General features: G+C 63.6%; 19 protein-coding genes. 11 read left to right on the top strand and 8 right to left on the bottom strand.

Features of this window, described 5'->3' with window-relative positions:
* Nucleotides 1-21: 21 nt before the first annotated feature.
* From AC07S4_RS11950 to AC07S4_RS11935, 4 genes are all read right to left on the bottom strand, one after another.
* A complete protein-coding gene (locus tag AC07S4_RS11950) occupies nt 22-483 on the bottom strand; it encodes a cache domain-containing protein (RefSeq protein WP_494986859.1) in 462 nt (153 codons plus the stop codon).
* Nucleotides 484-575: 92 nt separating this feature from the next.
* Nucleotides 576-830: a DUF2442 domain-containing protein gene (locus AC07S4_RS11945; protein ID WP_494986858.1), complete on the bottom strand. Its 255-nt coding sequence runs from the start codon at nt 828-830 to the stop codon at nt 576-578.
* Nucleotides 799-972 carry a DUF4160 domain-containing protein gene (locus tag AC07S4_RS11940; protein WP_494987138.1) on the bottom strand — a complete coding sequence of 58 codons (174 nt, stop codon included), beginning with the start codon at nt 970-972 and terminating at the stop codon, nt 799-801. The genes AC07S4_RS11945 and AC07S4_RS11940 overlap by 32 nt, the downstream gene beginning before the upstream one ends.
* Before the next feature lie 179 nt (nt 973-1,151).
* On the bottom strand, nt 1,152-2,240 hold the full coding sequence (locus tag AC07S4_RS11935; RefSeq protein WP_494986857.1) for a TRAP transporter substrate-binding protein: 1,089 nt from the start codon (nt 2,238-2,240) through the stop codon (nt 1,152-1,154).
* A 139-nt stretch (nt 2,241-2,379) separates the two neighbouring features.
* On the opposite strand from AC07S4_RS11935, the gene AC07S4_RS11930 reads away from it, so the two are divergent.
* From AC07S4_RS11930 to AC07S4_RS11900, 7 genes are all read left to right on the top strand, one after another.
* Entirely contained in the window at nt 2,380-3,507 is a 1,128-nt protein-coding gene (locus AC07S4_RS11930; RefSeq protein ID WP_494986856.1) for a M14 family metallopeptidase, read from the top strand.
* 60 nt (nt 3,508-3,567) lie between these two features.
* Nucleotides 3,568-3,873, top strand: coding sequence for a hypothetical protein (locus tag AC07S4_RS11925; protein WP_494986855.1), 306 nt, complete (start codon nt 3,568-3,570; stop codon nt 3,871-3,873).
* 4 nt (nt 3,874-3,877) lie between these two features.
* The gene (locus AC07S4_RS11920) at nt 3,878-4,354 is read left to right on the top strand and encodes a DUF4351 domain-containing protein (protein WP_494986854.1); all 477 of its coding nucleotides are present in this window, start codon (nt 3,878-3,880) and stop codon (nt 4,352-4,354) included.
* Between the two features lie 287 nt (nt 4,355-4,641).
* On the top strand, nt 4,642-6,843 hold the full coding sequence (locus AC07S4_RS11915; RefSeq protein ID WP_494986853.1) for a TonB-dependent receptor plug domain-containing protein: 2,202 nt from the start codon (nt 4,642-4,644) through the stop codon (nt 6,841-6,843).
* A 90-nt stretch (nt 6,844-6,933) separates the two neighbouring features.
* Complete coding sequence (locus AC07S4_RS11910; RefSeq protein WP_494986852.1) at nt 6,934-7,107, top strand: type II toxin-antitoxin system HigB family toxin; 174 nt, start codon at nt 6,934-6,936, stop codon at nt 7,105-7,107.
* 10 nt (nt 7,108-7,117) lie between these two features.
* Nucleotides 7,118-7,495, top strand: a complete 378-nt coding sequence (locus tag AC07S4_RS11905) for a helix-turn-helix domain-containing protein (protein ID WP_494986851.1) — start codon at nt 7,118-7,120, stop codon at nt 7,493-7,495.
* 86 nt (nt 7,496-7,581) lie between these two features.
* Nucleotides 7,582-8,712, top strand: a complete 1,131-nt coding sequence (locus AC07S4_RS11900) for a hypothetical protein (RefSeq protein ID WP_494986850.1) — start codon at nt 7,582-7,584, stop codon at nt 8,710-8,712.
* A gap of 40 nt (nt 8,713-8,752) precedes the next feature.
* Here the strand turns inward: AC07S4_RS11900 and AC07S4_RS11895 are convergent, their stop codons facing one another.
* On the bottom strand, nt 8,753-9,841 hold the full coding sequence (locus AC07S4_RS11895) for a TRAP transporter substrate-binding protein (RefSeq protein ID WP_494986849.1): 1,089 nt from the start codon (nt 9,839-9,841) through the stop codon (nt 8,753-8,755).
* Nucleotides 9,842-9,913: 72 nt separating this feature from the next.
* Nucleotides 9,914-11,266, bottom strand: a complete 1,353-nt coding sequence (pmbA, locus tag AC07S4_RS11890) for a metalloprotease PmbA (protein WP_494986848.1) — start codon at nt 11,264-11,266, stop codon at nt 9,914-9,916.
* 92 nt (nt 11,267-11,358) lie between these two features.
* On the opposite strand from pmbA, the gene yjgA reads away from it, so the two are divergent.
* The 4 genes from yjgA to AC07S4_RS11870 are packed head-to-tail and all read left to right on the top strand — an operon-like array spanning nt 11,359 to nt 14,156.
* Nucleotides 11,359-11,964, top strand: coding sequence for a ribosome biogenesis factor YjgA (gene yjgA / locus AC07S4_RS11885; protein ID WP_494986847.1), 606 nt, complete (start codon nt 11,359-11,361; stop codon nt 11,962-11,964).
* Nucleotides 11,954-12,577 (top strand): molybdopterin adenylyltransferase, encoded by a 624-nt coding sequence (gene mog / locus AC07S4_RS11880; protein ID WP_494986846.1) that lies wholly within the window; start codon nt 11,954-11,956, stop codon nt 12,575-12,577. The genes yjgA and mog overlap by 11 nt, the downstream gene beginning before the upstream one ends.
* 9 nt (nt 12,578-12,586) lie before the next feature.
* Nucleotides 12,587-13,255 carry an alpha/beta hydrolase gene (locus AC07S4_RS11875; protein WP_494986845.1) on the top strand — a complete coding sequence of 223 codons (669 nt, stop codon included), beginning with the start codon at nt 12,587-12,589 and terminating at the stop codon, nt 13,253-13,255.
* 13 nt (nt 13,256-13,268) lie between these two features.
* Nucleotides 13,269-14,156: a M14 family zinc carboxypeptidase gene (locus AC07S4_RS11870; RefSeq protein ID WP_494986844.1), complete on the top strand. Its 888-nt coding sequence runs from the start codon at nt 13,269-13,271 to the stop codon at nt 14,154-14,156.
* 10 nt (nt 14,157-14,166) lie between these two features.
* Here AC07S4_RS11870 and AC07S4_RS11865 read toward each other — a convergent pair whose 3' ends face one another.
* Complete coding sequence (locus tag AC07S4_RS11865) at nt 14,167-14,718, bottom strand: carboxymuconolactone decarboxylase family protein (RefSeq protein WP_494986843.1); 552 nt, start codon at nt 14,716-14,718, stop codon at nt 14,167-14,169.
* Nucleotides 14,719-14,802: 84 nt separating this feature from the next.
* Nucleotides 14,803-15,426, bottom strand: a complete 624-nt coding sequence (locus tag AC07S4_RS11860) for a PEP-CTERM sorting domain-containing protein (RefSeq protein ID WP_494986842.1) — start codon at nt 15,424-15,426, stop codon at nt 14,803-14,805.
* Between the last annotated feature and the right edge of the window lie 119 nt (nt 15,427-15,545).

Raw genomic sequence — 15,545 nt, 5'->3', positions numbered from 1 at the left:
CCGCCGCGATGCGGGGGCGGGCTAGCCTTTATAGATGCCGCAAATGATGACCAGGTCGCCGGCCTTTTCCACATAGGTGGATTTCTTTTCGATGGCCTTGCTGACCGGGTTGGGCCATTTGTAGTCCACCCAGCCGCTGCCCTTGGTGGCGGCCACGTCGAGGAAGGCCTTGATGAAGTGCTTGTCGTCCACGTCCTTCAGGTCGATCATGGATTTGCCGATCAGCTTGGGGTTGCCGCCGTGGGCCAGGGTCAGGCCGGTCTTGTCCAGCACGGCGATGTAGAGGTCGCGGTCCTTGAACTGGCCGCTGGGGTTGCTGATTTCGGCGAAGGCCTTGTCCTTGCCGTTGGCGGCGATATAGGCCGCCGCCTTCTTCACCATGGCCACCGCCTCGTCGGCCGTGCCCACATTGGCCGCCGACGCGCCCTGCACCAGCGAACAGGCCAGCAAGGCCGCAAAGACTACCCGAAACAGCTGCTTCATCTTGGTCCCCTTTTAAATTGAAAGTGCGCCGCACCAGCCCGGGCCGGCGGCCAAGGCAGTGTAGCGCACATTTTCCGCACTAAAAGGTTTTGTCAGCGCGACGCAACAAGGGGAAAGGCGGCAGGGTCTCGGATGGAATCGAACGATAAATCGATATCCAGCTCGGGCCAATACAAATGCCCTTCAGCCGGACGCTCAATTGCCTGTAACTGCTGCCGCGACACGCCGTCGAACCACGGAAAATCGGCGAGCCGCAAATGCAGCGTTTCACCATCCACCAACAGCGAAAAGCCGTGCGGGGAGACGTCCAGGATCTCAACAAGAGAAATGTTTTCGCCATGCATCATCGATCTCCATTCGACGCGCAGTAATAAGCTGCACAATGTACGCAAGTTGCTTCGCCTTCAAGCCTTGGGAAGTGGCCAACTCAAGCTGGGGCTCCAGCCAAAACTTCGCTTCACCGTCAGGGTGAGACACATGCACATGCATTCTAGTTTCCTCCCGCGAGAAGAAAAAGAATCGGAAGGCATCTTGCCGAAAAATAGTAGGCGCCATGATGATGCTACTCCGGTAGCGCGGCGCGGCCGCACAATGCGGAGGGCCGCAAGCCAACATAGCAAGTCGGTGTGCGGCCCGTTTTGATCTGGCGCAGAGTTGGCTTACTTGGCTTATTTCCGGCCGGCGTTGATCAGGTAGTTCTGCATGGTGGCTTCGGCCACCGAGGCCCACTGGTTCTGGTCCTGGCGGAACTTCTTCCACGGCTCGTAGATCTTCTTGAACTTGGCGTTCTTCGCGGCCTCCTCCTCCATCACGGCGGTGGACAGCTTGTACGACGCGTCCATAATCTCCTTGGAGAAGGTGTGCAGCTTGGCGCCGTTCTTCAGCAGGCGCGCCAGCGCGGCGGGGTTCTTGGTGTCGTACTCGGCCTGCATGACGACGTGGCACTCGTAGCTGGCGCACTCCACCGCGGCCTGGTACTCCTTGGGCAGCTTCTCCCATTCCTTGATATTGACGTAGAACGACAGCTGCGGCCCCGCTTCCCACCAGCCCGGCGCGTAGTAGTGCGGCGCCACGCGCTGCAGGCCCAGTTTCTCATCGTCGTAAGGGCCGACCCACTCGGCCGCATCGATGGTGCCCTTCTCCAGCGCGCTGTACACATCGCTGGCCGGGATCTGCTGCGGCACCGCGCCCATGCGCTCCATCACGCGCCCGGCGAAACCGGCGATGCGGATCTTCAGGCCCTTCATGTCCGCCACGGTCTTCACTTCCTTGCGGTACCAGCCGCCCATCTGGGTGCCGGTGTTGCCGGCCATGAAGTTGATGATGCCGTAGCCCTTGTAGAACTCGCGCATCAGCTCGCGGCCGCCGCCCTGGTCGTACCATGCGGTCTGCTGGCGCGACGTCAGGCCGAAAGGCACGGCGCAGTCGAAGCAGAAGGCCGGGTCCTTGCCGAAGTAATAGTAGGAAGGCGTATGGCCCATTTCCACCGTGCCCGCCTGCACCGCGTCCATCACCTGCAGGCCGGGCACGATCTCGCCCGCCGCGTGCTGGCGGATGGTGAACTTGCCGCCGGTCAGCTCGGCCACGCGCTTGCAGAAATGCTCGGCCGAGCCGTAGATGGTGTCCAGGGTCTTGGGGAAGCTGGAAGCGAGGCGCCAGGTCACGGCGGGCTGCGCCTGGGCCAAGGCCGGGGCTGCCGCCAGCGCGCCGGCGCCAGCGCCCAGGGTGGCATTCTTCAGGAAGGAACGACGCTGCATAGGTTCAGTCTCCGGTATTGTTTTCGTGAGGAATCCCGGCCTAGTGTATGACCGAATTGGCAAGCTTGCAATCCCAAGCTTGTGCATAAAACTAGTATCATGTCGGCACACCCGATTTTTTACCGTCAGGACCGACGCAATGCCTATCAAAATCAGCCACCAATTCGATGCTGGCGCCATCGACGTTCTGCGCGCGGACGACCCTTCCGCGATCGACCTGAACATCCGCAAAGACTCCGCTGCCGACATCATCCAGTGGTTCTATTTCCGCGTGCAGGGCGCCAAGGCGACCCCGCTGACGATGAACTTCCTGAACGCCGGCCAGGCCGCCTATCCGGACGGCTGGAAGGACTACCAGGCTGTGGCCAGCTACGACCGCGACACCTGGTTCCGCGTGCCCACCTCGTATGACGGCAAGACCATGGTCATCGAGCACACGCCGGAATACGACAGCGTCTACTACGCCTATTTCGAACCCTACTCGTGGGAACGCCACCTGGCCCTGCTGGACAACGCCCAGCTGAACGACTACGTGCGCATGGAAGACCTGGGCAGCACCCTCGACGGCCACGACATGAATCTGCTGGTGATAGGCGAGCCGGAAGAAGGCAAACCCAAGGTGTGGGTCATCGCGCGCCAGCACCCGGGCGAGACCATGGCGGAATGGTTTGTGGAAGGCATGGTAGACGCCCTGCTGGACGTGGCCAACCCCTTCGGCCGCCAGCTGCTGCAGGAAGCCGTGTTCTACGTGGTGCCGAATATGAACCCGGACGGCTCCGTGCGCGGCAACCTGCGCACCAACGCCGCCGGCGCCAACCTGAACCGCGAATGGTTCAAGCCGACCATGGAGCGCAGCCCGGAAGTGTTCCTGGTGCTGAACAAGATGAAGGAAGTGGGCTGCGACCTGTTCCTGGACATCCACGGCGACGAAGGCCTGCCCTATGTGTTCACGGCCGGCAGCGAAGCGCTGGAGACCTGGAGCAAGGCCGACGCCGAGCGCCAGCAGGACTTCATCGACGCCTTCAAGATCGCCAGCCCGGACTTCCAGGACGAATTCGGCTACGGCGAAAGCCCGCTGACGCCGGAAACCCTGTCCATGGGTTCGCCGCACATCTCGCACGCCTTCGGCTGCCTGTCGCTGACGCTGGAAATGCCGTTCAAGGACAACGCCAACGACCCCGACCCGGTCACCGGCTGGGACGGCGCCCGCAGCGCCCGCCTGGGCGCGGCCATCCTGCAGCCTGTTCTACAGTTTCTCAGGCAGTAAACCGACTGGTCATGTCCGATATCAATACGGCCGGGCATGACCTCCGCATAGACTGGGCGGATGCTAAACACCGCCCCGCCTGCCCGCTACGATTTACCCTGGAAGACTGCGTTGACGCATGCTTTGCATGCCTTCATGGTCTTCTTTTTCCCCGATCTTTCCGCCCAAATCGACTGGTCGAAGCGGCCGATCTTCCGTGACAAAGAGCTGGCGGGTATCAGTTTCGGCGATGCGCCGGACAGCATGGTGGCCGACAAACTAGCCGAGGTGCGCCTGCGCGACGGCAGTGCGCAATGGGTGCTGATCCATATCGAGGTTCAAGCGCAACGCGACACCTCCCTGGCGCGCCGCCACCAGGTGCGATGATTTGATGGCCTCGCATAACCCGTTTGCCTGGGTCACGCTGGCTCACCTGCGCACGCAGCAAGCCCGTCACGATCCGGATCAACTCTACGCGGCCAAGTGGCAATTGACCACGCTACTGTATGAACATGGGTGGAGCAACCGGCGCATAATCGTTTTGTTCAAGGTGATTAATTGGATGATGACCTTGCCGGCGCCACAGCAGGGGCACTACTGGCGAGGTGTCTTCCAGCTGCGAAAGGAGCACAAAATGGAACTCAATATGAGGCGTCCACTTGAATGGGTTACACCGTTGGAGGAAATGTTCATGGAGAAAGGCCGGCAGGAAGGCGCTGCCGCGCTGTTGCAACGGCAACTCGCACGCCGTTTCGGGCCGTTGTCGCAAACTAACCGGAAAAAACTTGCCAAAGCCAGTCTGGAACAATTGGAAGCATGGAGCGACGCCCTGCCGGAGGCGCAATCGCTAAAGCAAGTGTTTGGATAGCAAACTCCCCGACAGTGCCGCGACTGTCGCTGCGCGCCAACGCCTGAGTAATTATTTTTTCATCGCCGCGCCAGACCCAATGGCGGCATATGGCAGCGAATCCCCGTAATATGCGCATATAGGCGCCAACTGCGCGCAATTGCAGCCCATGCTCGGCGAAATCGCGTTTTGGGCGCCGCATGTAGCAATTGAAACTCAGCAACATTCCTATTACCATGCTAGCAAAGTGGAAAAGCCCGCCTTGAGCGGGCTTTTCCTTGTGTAACTTTTCCCTATCGGTAAACACCATGACCCAACGGCTCCGCCCGTCCCCTACCCTGCTGCGCCTGCTGAAGTTGCTCGGCACGGCGCCCATTTTGATCGGCTCGGCCCACGTTTACGCGGCTGAAGAACCCGTCAAGCCCGCCAAAGAACCGATCCAGAAAGTGGAGATCAAGGGCGCCGCGGAGACCTATGACGCGCGCCGCAACGATACCGCTACCAAAATCGTCGTGACGCAGGAAGAGATACTGAAGAACGGCGACACCACCATCGCCGAGGTGCTCAAGCGCCTGCCCGGCATCACCGTGGGCGGCGTGCAGGGACGCGGCGGCGACATCCGCATGCGCGGCCTGGGCAGCGGCTACACCCAGATCATGCTGAACGGCGAACCGGCGCCGCCGGGCTTCTCGCTCGACTCGCTGTCGCCGGACATGATAGAACGCATCGAAGTGATGCGCGCGGCCACGGCCGAGTTCAGCACCCAGGCCATCGCCGGCGGCATCAACATCGTGCTGAAGAAGGCCATCGTCACGGCGCAGCGCGAAATCAAGGTCGGCCTGCAGGACGACAACGGCAAGCTGGGCACCAACACCAATTTCCAGATCTCCGACCGCAAGGGCGCCATTTCCTACGCGGTGGGCGGCGGCGTCACCTACGGCAAGTTCAACCGTCCCGCCGAGATCGTCACCACCGGCACCAACCCGGCCGGCGTGCAGAACCTGTCGCGCCGCACCGAGCAGACCAGCAGCGGCTCGTTCGAGGCGCTGAACCTGTCGCCGCGCGTGAACATCAACCTCGGCCCGAACGACATCATCACCTCGCAAAGCTTCGTCAACGTGAACCGCTTCCGCGGCGACACGGACGAACGCGTGAACACCCTGCAAGGCGCCCTGCCGCGCTACAGCGCCACCAGCGTGGACATCGATTCCGACGTGGCCCTGCTGCGCACCGACCTGACCTGGACCCGCAAGCTGGCCGCGGGCGCCAAGCTGGAAGTGAAAGGCGGCGCCAACTACAACAAGCGCTCCACCGAAGCGCCGTCGCTGCAGTACTTCGCCAACAATGTGCTGGCCCTGCAGCGCACGGTGACCTCCGACTCCACCGACAAGGGCTTCACCACCACCGGCAAGTACTCGACGCCGCTGTTCGAAGGCCACGCGCTGGCCACCGGCTGGGACGCCGGCTACAGCAAGCGCGACGAAGACCGCATTCAGCGCGAAAGCAGCCCGGTGGGCGCGCCGGCGGTCAACCTGGACCAGATCTACTCGGCCGACGTGAAGCGCCTGGCGCTGTACGCGCAGGACGAATGGACCGTCACGGACCGCTGGTCGGTGTACTTCGGCCTGCGCTGGGAAGGCATCGAGACCACCAGCGAAGGCAACGACTACGCGCCGGTGAGCAACAAGTCCAGCGTGTGGAGCCCGCTGTTCCAGACGCTGTGGAAAATCCCCGGCAGCAAGGCCGACCAGGTGCGCCTGGGCGTATCGCGCACCTACAAGGCGCCCGGCGTGAACAGCCTGATCCCGCGCCGCTTCGCCTCCAACAACAACACCGCCACCAGCCCGGACCAGACCGGCAATCCGCTGCTCAAGCCTGAACTGGCCTGGGGCCTGGACCTGGCGTTCGAGCACTACCTGCCGGGCGGCGGCCTGATGACGGCCAGCACCTTCGTGCGCCGCATCAAGGACATCACGCGCCAGCAGGTGGCGCTGATCGACGGCCTGTACGTGTCGCGCCCGGTCAACGCCGGCACCGCCAACACGCGCGGCATCGAGCTGGAAGCCAAGCTGCCGCTGCGCTCCATGTATCCAACGGCGCCGGCGATAGAAATGCGCGCCAACCTGTCGCGCAACTGGTCGGACCTGGACTCCGTGCCCGGCCCGAACAACCGCCTGGACCAGCAGACCCCGATCAGCGGCACCGTGGGCGCCGACTGGAAACTGGACACCCTGCCGCTGACCCTGGGCGGCAGCTTCAGCTTCCAGAGCGGCGGCCCGGTGCGCATTTCGGACCGCCAGTACGCCTATTCGATTCCGAAGCGTTCGCTGGACCTGTACGGCCTGTGGAAGTTCACGCCCAAGACCCAGCTGCGCGTCGCCGTAGCCAACGCCCTGCACCAGGACAACTACAACGAATCGGCCTTCGTCGAGTCCACCGGGACCCTGCGCGACGGCACCATCACGCCAACCACCGCCGTGGTGCGCGCCCTGCTGGAAATGAAGTTCTGATGTAGCACAAAGCCGCCGCAGATTCCCCCTTGCGGCGGCGTCCTCTTGCGCAGATGATGGTCTCCAGCCCATTGGCGCTCACCAGCCGATGTGAAAGCGCAATTCGGCACGGCAAGTGTGCTGAAGAATGGCCGCGTGGTGTTCAATATAGCGGGCAACAAATATCGGCTGGTCACAAAAATCAACTTCCCCCACGGCATTGTGTACATCCGTTTCATCGGCACGCACCGGCAGTATAATTTGATCGATGCCCATACAGTTTGAGGAGACCGGCATGGATGTTCAGGCAATCAATTCAGAAAGCGATTATCGTACAGCTCTGCAGGAGGCTGACTCGTTAATGAACGCAGAGGCCGGCTCTCCAGATGGCGACAAGCTCGACGCGCTGGCGACATTGATCGCAGCTTACGAGGCGCGGCATTACCCTCTCGATGCGCCGTCTCCGATTGAAGCAATCAAGTTCAACATGGATCAAAAAGGCCTGCAGCCTGAGGACTTGCAAGCTATTTTAGGGAGTTTGGGCGATGCACACGCCCTGCTCAATGGAGCATTGAAACTAACCCTTCCAATAATCCAGCGCTTGCACGAAGATTTGGGCATTCCTGCAGAAGTTCTTATCGGTCCGGTAAAAGGCGAACCAGCCGCCGCTTGAGGATACTCAAGCAAGCCGGAGATATCTCTTGCTGGCGCGCCTGACGGTCGCGATCATGGACTCCTGAGTCTTGCCCGGAGAACGCCATGAAAAAACCGCTTTCGCTACTGTGCTTTCCGTTGGCGCTGTCTTTGGCAGCCTGCAGCATGCCCTACAGGCCGGCGCATTTCATGGAGCCGGGCGCCGCTTTCCCCGGACTGGCCCATTTCCTTGCGCAGGCGCCCGGCCACCAGGTCGACGTGCTGCTGGTGCATGGCATGTGCACGCACGACGCGAGCTGGGCCACGGAGACCGTGCAGCAGCTGAGCGGCGCGCTAGCCGCCAACCTGCCGCCGCCCGCCCCTGCCGCCCGCGCCCAAGCCGCTCCCGGCGCGCCGCAGATCGAGATCATTCCCGCCGTCGTGCCCGCCGCTGACGGCGCCATCCGCTTCCAGTCGCTGATCTGGTCGCCGCTGACCACGCCGCTCAAGCAGCAGCTGTGTTACGACCAGAGCAGCAAATCCCCCATCTGCCAGGGCAGCCCGCCCTACACGCCGCAGCGCGCCAGCATCAACGCCAAGGTGAAAGACCTGCTGATGGACGACTGCCTGCCGGACGCGCTGATCTACCAGGGCGTGGCGCGCGGCCAGATCCAGCAGCGCATGCGCGAAGCGGTGATGCGCGCCACGGCCGGCGCGGCGCCGGACGCGCCGCTGGTGGTGATCTCGGAAAGCCTGGGCAGCAAGATCCTGTTCGACACGCTGAGCAGCATGCTGGACGACAGCAGCGCAGCACCGGACGCCAGGCGCGCCGCCGACGCCGCGCAGCAGACGCTGGACCGCATGGCTTATCTGGTGATGGCGGCGAACCAGATTCCCATCCTGGGGCTGGCGGACCAGGGCTTGCCGCTGGAAATCGGCCGCCGCGCGCTGCCGCAGGACAGCCTGCAGCGCGTGCTGGAACGGCGCGGTGCGCGGCTTGCGGCGGCGCCGGGCGCGGCCTTGTCGGGGCTGACGCTGGTCGCGTTTACCGATCCGAACGATCTGCTGTCTTACACGCTGCTGAAGGAGAAGTACGAACGCCCTGGGGTGGCGGTGCACAATGTGCTGGTGTCCAACGGCCGCACCTGGTTTGGGGCCCTGGAAAACCCGGTCGAGGCGCATGTGGGGTATCTGGACAACCCGGATGTGGGCCGTCTGATTGCCTGCGGAGAGCCGAAGAGCGGGCTTTGCCGGTAATGGCGGGTTACGCACTGGCGTGCTAACCCGCCAAGCCTGCTTATTTGCCGCGGCCTGCGCTGATGAGGAAGTTCTGCATCGTCGCCTCGGCCACCGAAGCCCACTGGTTCTGGTCCTGGCGGAACTTCTTCCACGGCTCGTAGATCTTGGCGAACTTGGCGTTCTTGGCCGCTTCCTCGTTCATGACGTCGTTGGCCGCCTTGTAGCAGGCGTCCATCATGTCTTTCGGGAAGTTGCGCAGTTTCACGCCGCTCTTCAGCAGGCGCGCCAGGGCGGTCGGGTTGCGGAAGTCGTACTCGGCCTGCATCACCACGTGAGCCTCGTAGCTGGCCGCCTCGATCGCCGCCTGGTATTCCTTGGGCAGCTTTTCCCATTCCTTGATGCTCACATAGAACGAGAACGATGCGCCCGCTTCCCACCAGCCCGGCGCGTAGTAGAACGGCGCCACCTTGTGGAAGCCCAGCTTCTCATCGTCATACGGACCTACCCACTCGGCCGCGTCGATGGTGCCTTTTTCCAGTGCGGGATAGATGTCGCCGCCGGCCAGCTGCTGCGGCACCAGGCCCAGGCGCTCGAGCACCTTGCCCGCGAAGCCGCCCACGCGCATCTTGGTGCCTTTCAGGTCGGCCACGGATTTGACTTCCTTGCGGAACCAGCCACCCATCTGGGTGCCGGAGTTACCGCCCAGGAAGTTGATGATGCCGTAACCCTTGAAGAATTCCCGCGTCAGCTCGCGGCCGCCGCCCTGGTCGTACCAGGCGGTGTGCTGGCGCGAGGTCAGGCCGAAGGGCACGGCGCAGTCGAAGGCGAAGGTGGCGTCCTTGCCGAAGTAGTAGTAGGAGGCGCTGTGGCCGCACTCGACGGTACCGGCTTGCACCGCGTCCATCACCTGCAGGCCGGGCACGATTTCGCCGCCGGCAAACGAGCGGATGTTGAACTTGCCGCCGGTGAGCTGGGAGACGCGCTTGGTGAAGGTGTCGGCTGCGCCGAAGATGGTGTCCAGCGATTTGGGGAAGCTGGACGCCAGGCGCCAGTTGATCGTGGGCAGGGACTGCGCCAGGGCCGGTACGGCGATGACGCCGGCGGTGGCGCCGGCTGCGGCCTTGGTAATGAATGAACGGCGTTCCATACATTGTCTCCTTGGTTTTTTGATATGCCGAAGACAGTGTATGGAAACATGGCTATGCATGCAACGAAAAAATTAGCCTCCCGCAACAACCATTTTCTCAATCAGGATGGAGCCGGTTTGCTTGGTGCCGCGCACCAGCACGTCCGAGCCGATGCCGACGATTTGCTGGAACATTTCCTTCATATTGCCTGCAATGGTGATCTCCTCCACCGGGTACTGGATCACGCCGTTTTCCACCCAGTAGCCGGACGCGCCGCGCGAGTAGTCGCCGGTCACGTAGTTGGTGCCCTGGCCCATCAGCTCGGTCACCAGCAGGCCGGTGCCCATCTTCTTGAGCATGGCCACGAAGTCGTCGTTTTTCTTGGTCAGCGAGGACGTCAGCGACAGATTGTGCGAGCCGCCGGCGTTGCCGGTGGTTTTCATGCCCAGCTTGCGCGCCGAATAGGTGGACAGGAAATAGCCCTGCACCACGCCGTCCTTGACCACGTCGCGGCGCTGGGTGCGCACGCCTTCCTCGTCGAACGGCGCCGAGCCGACCGCGCCGACCACGTGCGGGTCTTCGTCTATCTGTATGTGCGACGGGAACACTTCCTTGCCCAGGCTGTCGAGCAGGAAGGTGGACTTGCGGTACAGCGCGCCGCCGGAAGTGGCTTGCACGAAGGCGCCCAGCAGGCCGGCGGCCAGCGGCGCCTCGAACAGCACCGGGCAGGTGCGGGTGGTCAGCGTGCGCGCGTTCAGGCGCGCCAGCGCGCGCTCGGCGGCGTAGCGGCCGATGGCTTCCGGCGCGGCCATCTTGGCGGCGTCGCGCACGGAGCTGTACCAGTCGTCGCGCTGCATCTTGGCGCCCTTGCCGGCAATCGGCGCCACCGACAGGGTGTGGCGCGAATACGGGTAGCCGCCGATAAAGCCGCGCGAGTTGGCCGATACGAAGTGCGACTGCTGCACGTGCACGCCGGCGCCTTCGCTATTGGTGATGCGCGGATCCACCTCGAAGGCGGCCGCTTCGGCGCGCTGCGCCAGCGCCACCGCTTCCTCGGTGGAGATCAGCCACGGGTAGTACAGCTGCAGGTCGCGTGGGTTCTTCTCCAGCATGTCCTCGTCGGCCAGGCCGGCGCAATCGTCGTCGGCGGTGAAGTTGGCGATGTTGTAGGCAGCGTCCACGGTGGCGCGCAGCGAGGCGGCCGAAAAATCGGAGGTGCTGGCGTTGCCGCGCTTCTGGCCGATGAACACGGTCACGCCCAGGCCCTTGTCGCGGTTCTGCTCGATGGTTTCGATTTTTGCCTTGCGCACCGAGACGGACAAGCCGCTGCCCTCGCTGATCTCGACGGCGGCGTCGGTGCCGCCCTTTTCGCGCGCATACGCCAAAACGTCGCGTGCAAGCTGCTTCAATTGATCCTGGCTGTGGCTGAATGCGGAGTCGCTCATGTGGTGTTTTCTTCGGGTAGCCGGTAAAACAGTTATCATAGCAGTCGTTTACAGTTTTTACAGGCCGGGTTTAGCCCGGCCTCACAGTTATCATGCCAAATGCAAACCGGGGCGCTGTCGGCTTCAAATCGTCCGAATTTGAAGAAGAATACGAGCGCCCGTCCAAAACCGAAATGAAACGCCAGTCCGACGCCCTGCAGGCGCTCGGCGCCGAGCTGGTGGACGCCCCGCGCGACCGCGTCAAGCGCGTCCCCATGCCCGAGGACGTGCTGGAAGCCATCCTGACTTGCCAAAGTGTCACCAACCACGAAGGCCGCCGACGCGCGATGCAGTTCGTGGGCAAGAAGATGCGCACCCTGGACGAGGAAGAAGTGGCCATCATCCAGCGCACCATCGAAGGCTGGAAAGGCGCGTCCAAGGCCGATACCGCCGCCATGCACGCGCTGGAACGCCGCCGCGACAAGCTGCTGGCCGACGACAACGCGCTCACCACGCTGCTGTCGGAGAACCCGGAACTGGACGTGCAGCACCTGCGCACCCTGATCCGCAACGCCCGCAAGGAACAGGCCGAGAACAAGCCGCCCAAGGCTTACCGCGAAATCTTCCAGATCCTGAAGCAGATCGACGCCAAGAACCGCAAGGCCAAGGCCGACGATGCCGACGCCGAGGATGAGGACAGCGAAGAAGATGACGAGTGAAGTCCTGGCGCCGGTGCTGGTGATCGGGCTGGTGTCGGTCTCGGACCGCGCCAGCGGCGGCGTCTATGAAGACAAGGGCCTGCCCGCGCTGCAGGAATGGCTGGCGTCCGCGCTGGCCACGCCCTTCCGCGTCGAAACCCGCTTGATTCCCGACGAGCGCGCGCAGATCGAAGCCACGCTGGTGGAACTGGTCGACACCGTGCGCTGCCACCTGGTGCTGACCACCGGCGGCACCGGCCCCTCTCGCCGCGACGTCACGCCCGAGGCCACCATCGCCATCGGCACCAAGGAAATGCCCGGCTTCGGCGAGCAGATGCGCCAGATCAGCCTGGCCTTCGTGCCGACCGCCATTTTGTCGCGCCAGACCGCCGTGATCCGCGAGACGCCTGGGGAAAACCCTGGCCACGCCGCGCTGGTGATGAATTTGCCCGGCCAGCCGAAAGCCATCAAGGAAACCCTGGAAGGCCTGAAGGACGCCGACGGCAAGCAGCTGGTGGGCGGCATTTTCGCGGCCGTGCCCTACTGCGTGGACCTGATCGGCGGACCCTACATGGAAACCAATCCGGCGGTGTGCAAGGCATTCCGCCCCAAATCGGCAATCAAACCTGCCTGAGGATCTGCAATGACTGCACTGCTGGAAAATATCGAAATCGAATCGGGCGCCAACCCATCCGTGTCCATCATCTGGATGCACGGCCTGGGCGCCGACGGCAACGACTTCGTGCCCATGGTCAATGAGCTGGACCTGGACGGCCTGCCCGCCATCCGCTTCATCTTCCCGCACGCGAACACCATGCCGGTGACCATCAACAACGGCTACGTGATGCGCGCCTGGTACGACATCGTGAACACCGACCTGGGCCGCCAGGAGGACGAAGCCGGCCTGCGCGCCTCGCAGCTGCAGGTGGAAGCCTTGATCGCACGCGAAAAAGCGCGCGGCATTCCGGCCAGCCGCATCATCCTGGCCGGCTTCTCGCAGGGCTGCGCCATGACCTTGCAGACCGGCTTGCGCCATCCGGAAAAGCTGGCTGGCCTGATGTGCCTGTCCGGCTACGTGCCGCTGGCCGACAAGACCGCAGCCGAGCGCAGCGAAGCCAGCCTGGCCACGCCCATCTTCATGGTGCACGGCCGCATGGACCCGGTGATCCCGGTGGCGCGCGCCGAAGCCTCGCGCGACCTGCTCGCCAAGCTGGGCTACCAGCTGGAATGGCACGACTACTACATGCAGCATTCGCTGTGCCAGGAAGAAGTCACGCACATCAGCGCGTGGCTGAAGAAAGTGCTGGCCTGAGTTAAAAAGGGGCATGATGTTTGCGGGCATACGCGTAACGGCGCTGCTGCTTGCAGCCTTGCTGGCTGCATCGCTGGCTGCATCGACTGCAAGTGCCACCGCCGCCGCGCCGAAAGCGGCGCCGACGGCATCGGCCCCCTGGTGCGACCGGCTGGCGGAGCGCTTGCCCAAAGTCTCGGCGGCGGCCTGCCGCGAGAGCGCCGTGGTTCCCAGCGGCGCCAAGTCCAATCTCGGCTTCCCCATACTTGAACGCGACATCGCCGCGAGCGCGCCTGCCGGCGCGGGCGCGGCCCCGCTGCGCGTGCTGCTGCTGGGCGGCATCCACGGCGACGAACTCACCGCATCGGCCCTGGTGTTCCACTGGCTGAAGCAGATGGGCACGCCGGCCGCGCAAAGCCTGCAATGGAAGGTGGCGCCGCTGGTCAATCCGGACGGCCTGCTGGCCGCCAGGCCGCAGCGCGTGAACGCGCGCGGCGTGGACCTGAACCGCAACTTCCCCACGCCAGGCTGGCAGCAGGAGGCGCCGCGCTACTGGGCCAAGGCCACGCGCAGCGATCCGCGCCGCTTCCCCGGCAAGAAGCCGCTGTCCGAGCCTGAAAGCCGCTGGGTCAACGACGCCATCGAGCGCTTCCAGCCGGACCTGATCGTCTCCGTGCACGCGCCCTACGGCGTGCTCGATTTCGACGGCAAGCCCGAACCGCCGCGCAGCTTCGGCCACCTGTCCTACCGCCCGGTTGGCGTCTATCCCGGCTCGCTGGGCAACTACAGCGGCCGGCACAAGCAGGTGCCGGTCATCACCATCGAACTGCCGCACGCGCAGGCCCTGCCGCCGGACGCCGAAATCGAGCGCATCTGGCGCGACATGCTGCTCTGGATACAGCGCAACGTCACGCCGGCCTGACGCCCCTGCGCTACGGCAGCGGCGCCGCGCTGGACGGCGGCGCGGGCGTCTGCGCCGCGTTCATCAGCATCGCCAGCAAGGTGTAGTAGCCGTTCAATCCCATCAGGTCAACCACGCCGTGCTCGCCAAACAGCGCCAGCGCCGCGTTATAGGTCGCGTCGCTGACGCGCTTGTTGCGCTGCAGCTCCACGCAAAAATCATGCACCAGCGCCTCGCCTTCCGTCATGGCGGCGGGACGCCGGCCTGCGGCGATGGCCTCCACCATGGCGGGGCTGATGCCCTCCTCCATGGCGATGGGCGCATGTATCGCCCACTCCACCTGCTGGTCCCACTGCCGCGCCGTCACCAGGATGGCCAGCTCGGACAGGCGCGTGCCGATGGCGCTGCGGTAGCGCAGATACTCGCCCATCTGCTGCGCTGCGGACATCAGCTCCGGGCTGCGTATCAGGGGCACAAACGGGCCGTACAAGGCGCCGCGCGGGCCGTCTATCACGGCCTGCGCCACCGCTTGCTGGGCGGCGTTCAATTGCTCGAAAGGGATGGGAGGCAGGCGATCGGTCATGGCGGCTGTGATGTCATTGCGTTGGACAGAGTGTCCAGCAACTGGCATGGAAACGCAACCGGCCCGCCGCCTCCTGCGGACTGCTTAGCGCCGTGCGCGGCGGCGCAGCAGGCCCACGCCGGCCAGGCCCAGCGCCAGCAAGGCGACGCTCGATGGCTCGGGCACGGTGCCGTACACGTCCAGCTTGGCCGAGATCAGGTTGAAGGTATCGGCGCCCGTACTCTGCTCGGCGAACCAGAGGTAGAAATTGTGGCTGTTGGAAATCAAGCTGAACACATCGCTCTGTGCGGCGGAAATGATGAACGACTGGGTGGTGCTGCCGTTGCCGCTGCCGGTATTGGTCATGTCGAAAAGCGTGGCGCTGCCCAGCGTGCTGGCGGCGGGGCGCATTCTCCAGTCTTCCGCCTGGACATTGCCGGTGTCGCTGAAGCTCAGCGTCAGCGTCAGGTGGTCGAGACTCTTGTAGCCCAGGTTGCTGAAGTTGAACAGGTCGCTGAAACGGTCGCAGCTGGACGGCGACGTGTCCCGCACCGTGATCGAGTTGGTATTGAGGGTGTCGCACGAACCCGCGCCGGTGCTGGCGGCGGAACCGCCAGCCGAGCCGTAGGCCTTGGAAATGCTGCCCAGCTGGATGACGGCAGCGTTGGCGCTCAATGCCGAGCAAGCCAGCAGCAGCGCTGGCAGGGAGAACTTCATGAATTTAAACATGTTGTCATCTTTCAATATTTTTAATGATCGGCCAAGGCCGGCAAATTGTTACTATTGCCTATAAAGCACTTTTCATACCACATCGGCAATATTAATTTCGCAACGGGCATCTTTGTTTT

Source organism: Pseudoduganella sp. GW821-FHT05F09 (assembly GCF_059419605.1).
The sequence above is the reverse complement of the archived record's forward strand: the minus strand, read 5'-3'. Positions and strand labels throughout refer to the sequence as shown.

Excerpts from the sequence above, each read along its gene's own strand:
- AC07S4_RS11950 (WP_494986859.1), bottom strand. The coding sequence starts at position 483 with ATGAAGCAGCTGTTTCGGGTAGTCTTTGCGGCCTTGCTGGCCTGTTCG.
- AC07S4_RS11945 (WP_494986858.1), bottom strand. The coding sequence starts at position 830 with ATGATGCATGGCGAAAACATTTCTCTTGTTGAGATCCTGGACGTCTCC.
- AC07S4_RS11940 (WP_494987138.1), bottom strand. The coding sequence starts at position 972 with ATGCATGTGCATGTGTCTCACCCTGACGGTGAAGCGAAGTTTTGGCTG.
- AC07S4_RS11935 (WP_494986857.1), bottom strand. The coding sequence starts at position 2,240 with ATGCAGCGTCGTTCCTTCCTGAAGAATGCCACCCTGGGCGCTGGCGCC.
- AC07S4_RS11930 (WP_494986856.1), top strand. The coding sequence starts at position 2,380 with ATGCCTATCAAAATCAGCCACCAATTCGATGCTGGCGCCATCGACGTT.
- AC07S4_RS11925 (WP_494986855.1), top strand. The coding sequence starts at position 3,568 with ATGCTAAACACCGCCCCGCCTGCCCGCTACGATTTACCCTGGAAGACT.
- AC07S4_RS11920 (WP_494986854.1), top strand. The coding sequence starts at position 3,878 with ATGGCCTCGCATAACCCGTTTGCCTGGGTCACGCTGGCTCACCTGCGC.
- AC07S4_RS11915 (WP_494986853.1), top strand. The coding sequence starts at position 4,642 with ATGACCCAACGGCTCCGCCCGTCCCCTACCCTGCTGCGCCTGCTGAAG.
- AC07S4_RS11905 (WP_494986851.1), top strand. The coding sequence starts at position 7,118 with ATGGATGTTCAGGCAATCAATTCAGAAAGCGATTATCGTACAGCTCTG.
- AC07S4_RS11900 (WP_494986850.1), top strand. The coding sequence starts at position 7,582 with ATGAAAAAACCGCTTTCGCTACTGTGCTTTCCGTTGGCGCTGTCTTTG.
- AC07S4_RS11895 (WP_494986849.1), bottom strand. The coding sequence starts at position 9,841 with ATGGAACGCCGTTCATTCATTACCAAGGCCGCAGCCGGCGCCACCGCC.
- pmbA (WP_494986848.1), bottom strand. The coding sequence starts at position 11,266 with ATGAGCGACTCCGCATTCAGCCACAGCCAGGATCAATTGAAGCAGCTT.
- yjgA (WP_494986847.1), top strand. The coding sequence starts at position 11,359 with ATGCCAAATGCAAACCGGGGCGCTGTCGGCTTCAAATCGTCCGAATTT.
- mog (WP_494986846.1), top strand. The coding sequence starts at position 11,954 with ATGACGAGTGAAGTCCTGGCGCCGGTGCTGGTGATCGGGCTGGTGTCG.
- AC07S4_RS11875 (WP_494986845.1), top strand. The coding sequence starts at position 12,587 with ATGACTGCACTGCTGGAAAATATCGAAATCGAATCGGGCGCCAACCCA.
- AC07S4_RS11870 (WP_494986844.1), top strand. The coding sequence starts at position 13,269 with ATGATGTTTGCGGGCATACGCGTAACGGCGCTGCTGCTTGCAGCCTTG.
- AC07S4_RS11865 (WP_494986843.1), bottom strand. The coding sequence starts at position 14,718 with ATGACCGATCGCCTGCCTCCCATCCCTTTCGAGCAATTGAACGCCGCC.
- AC07S4_RS11860 (WP_494986842.1), bottom strand. The coding sequence starts at position 15,426 with ATGTTTAAATTCATGAAGTTCTCCCTGCCAGCGCTGCTGCTGGCTTGC.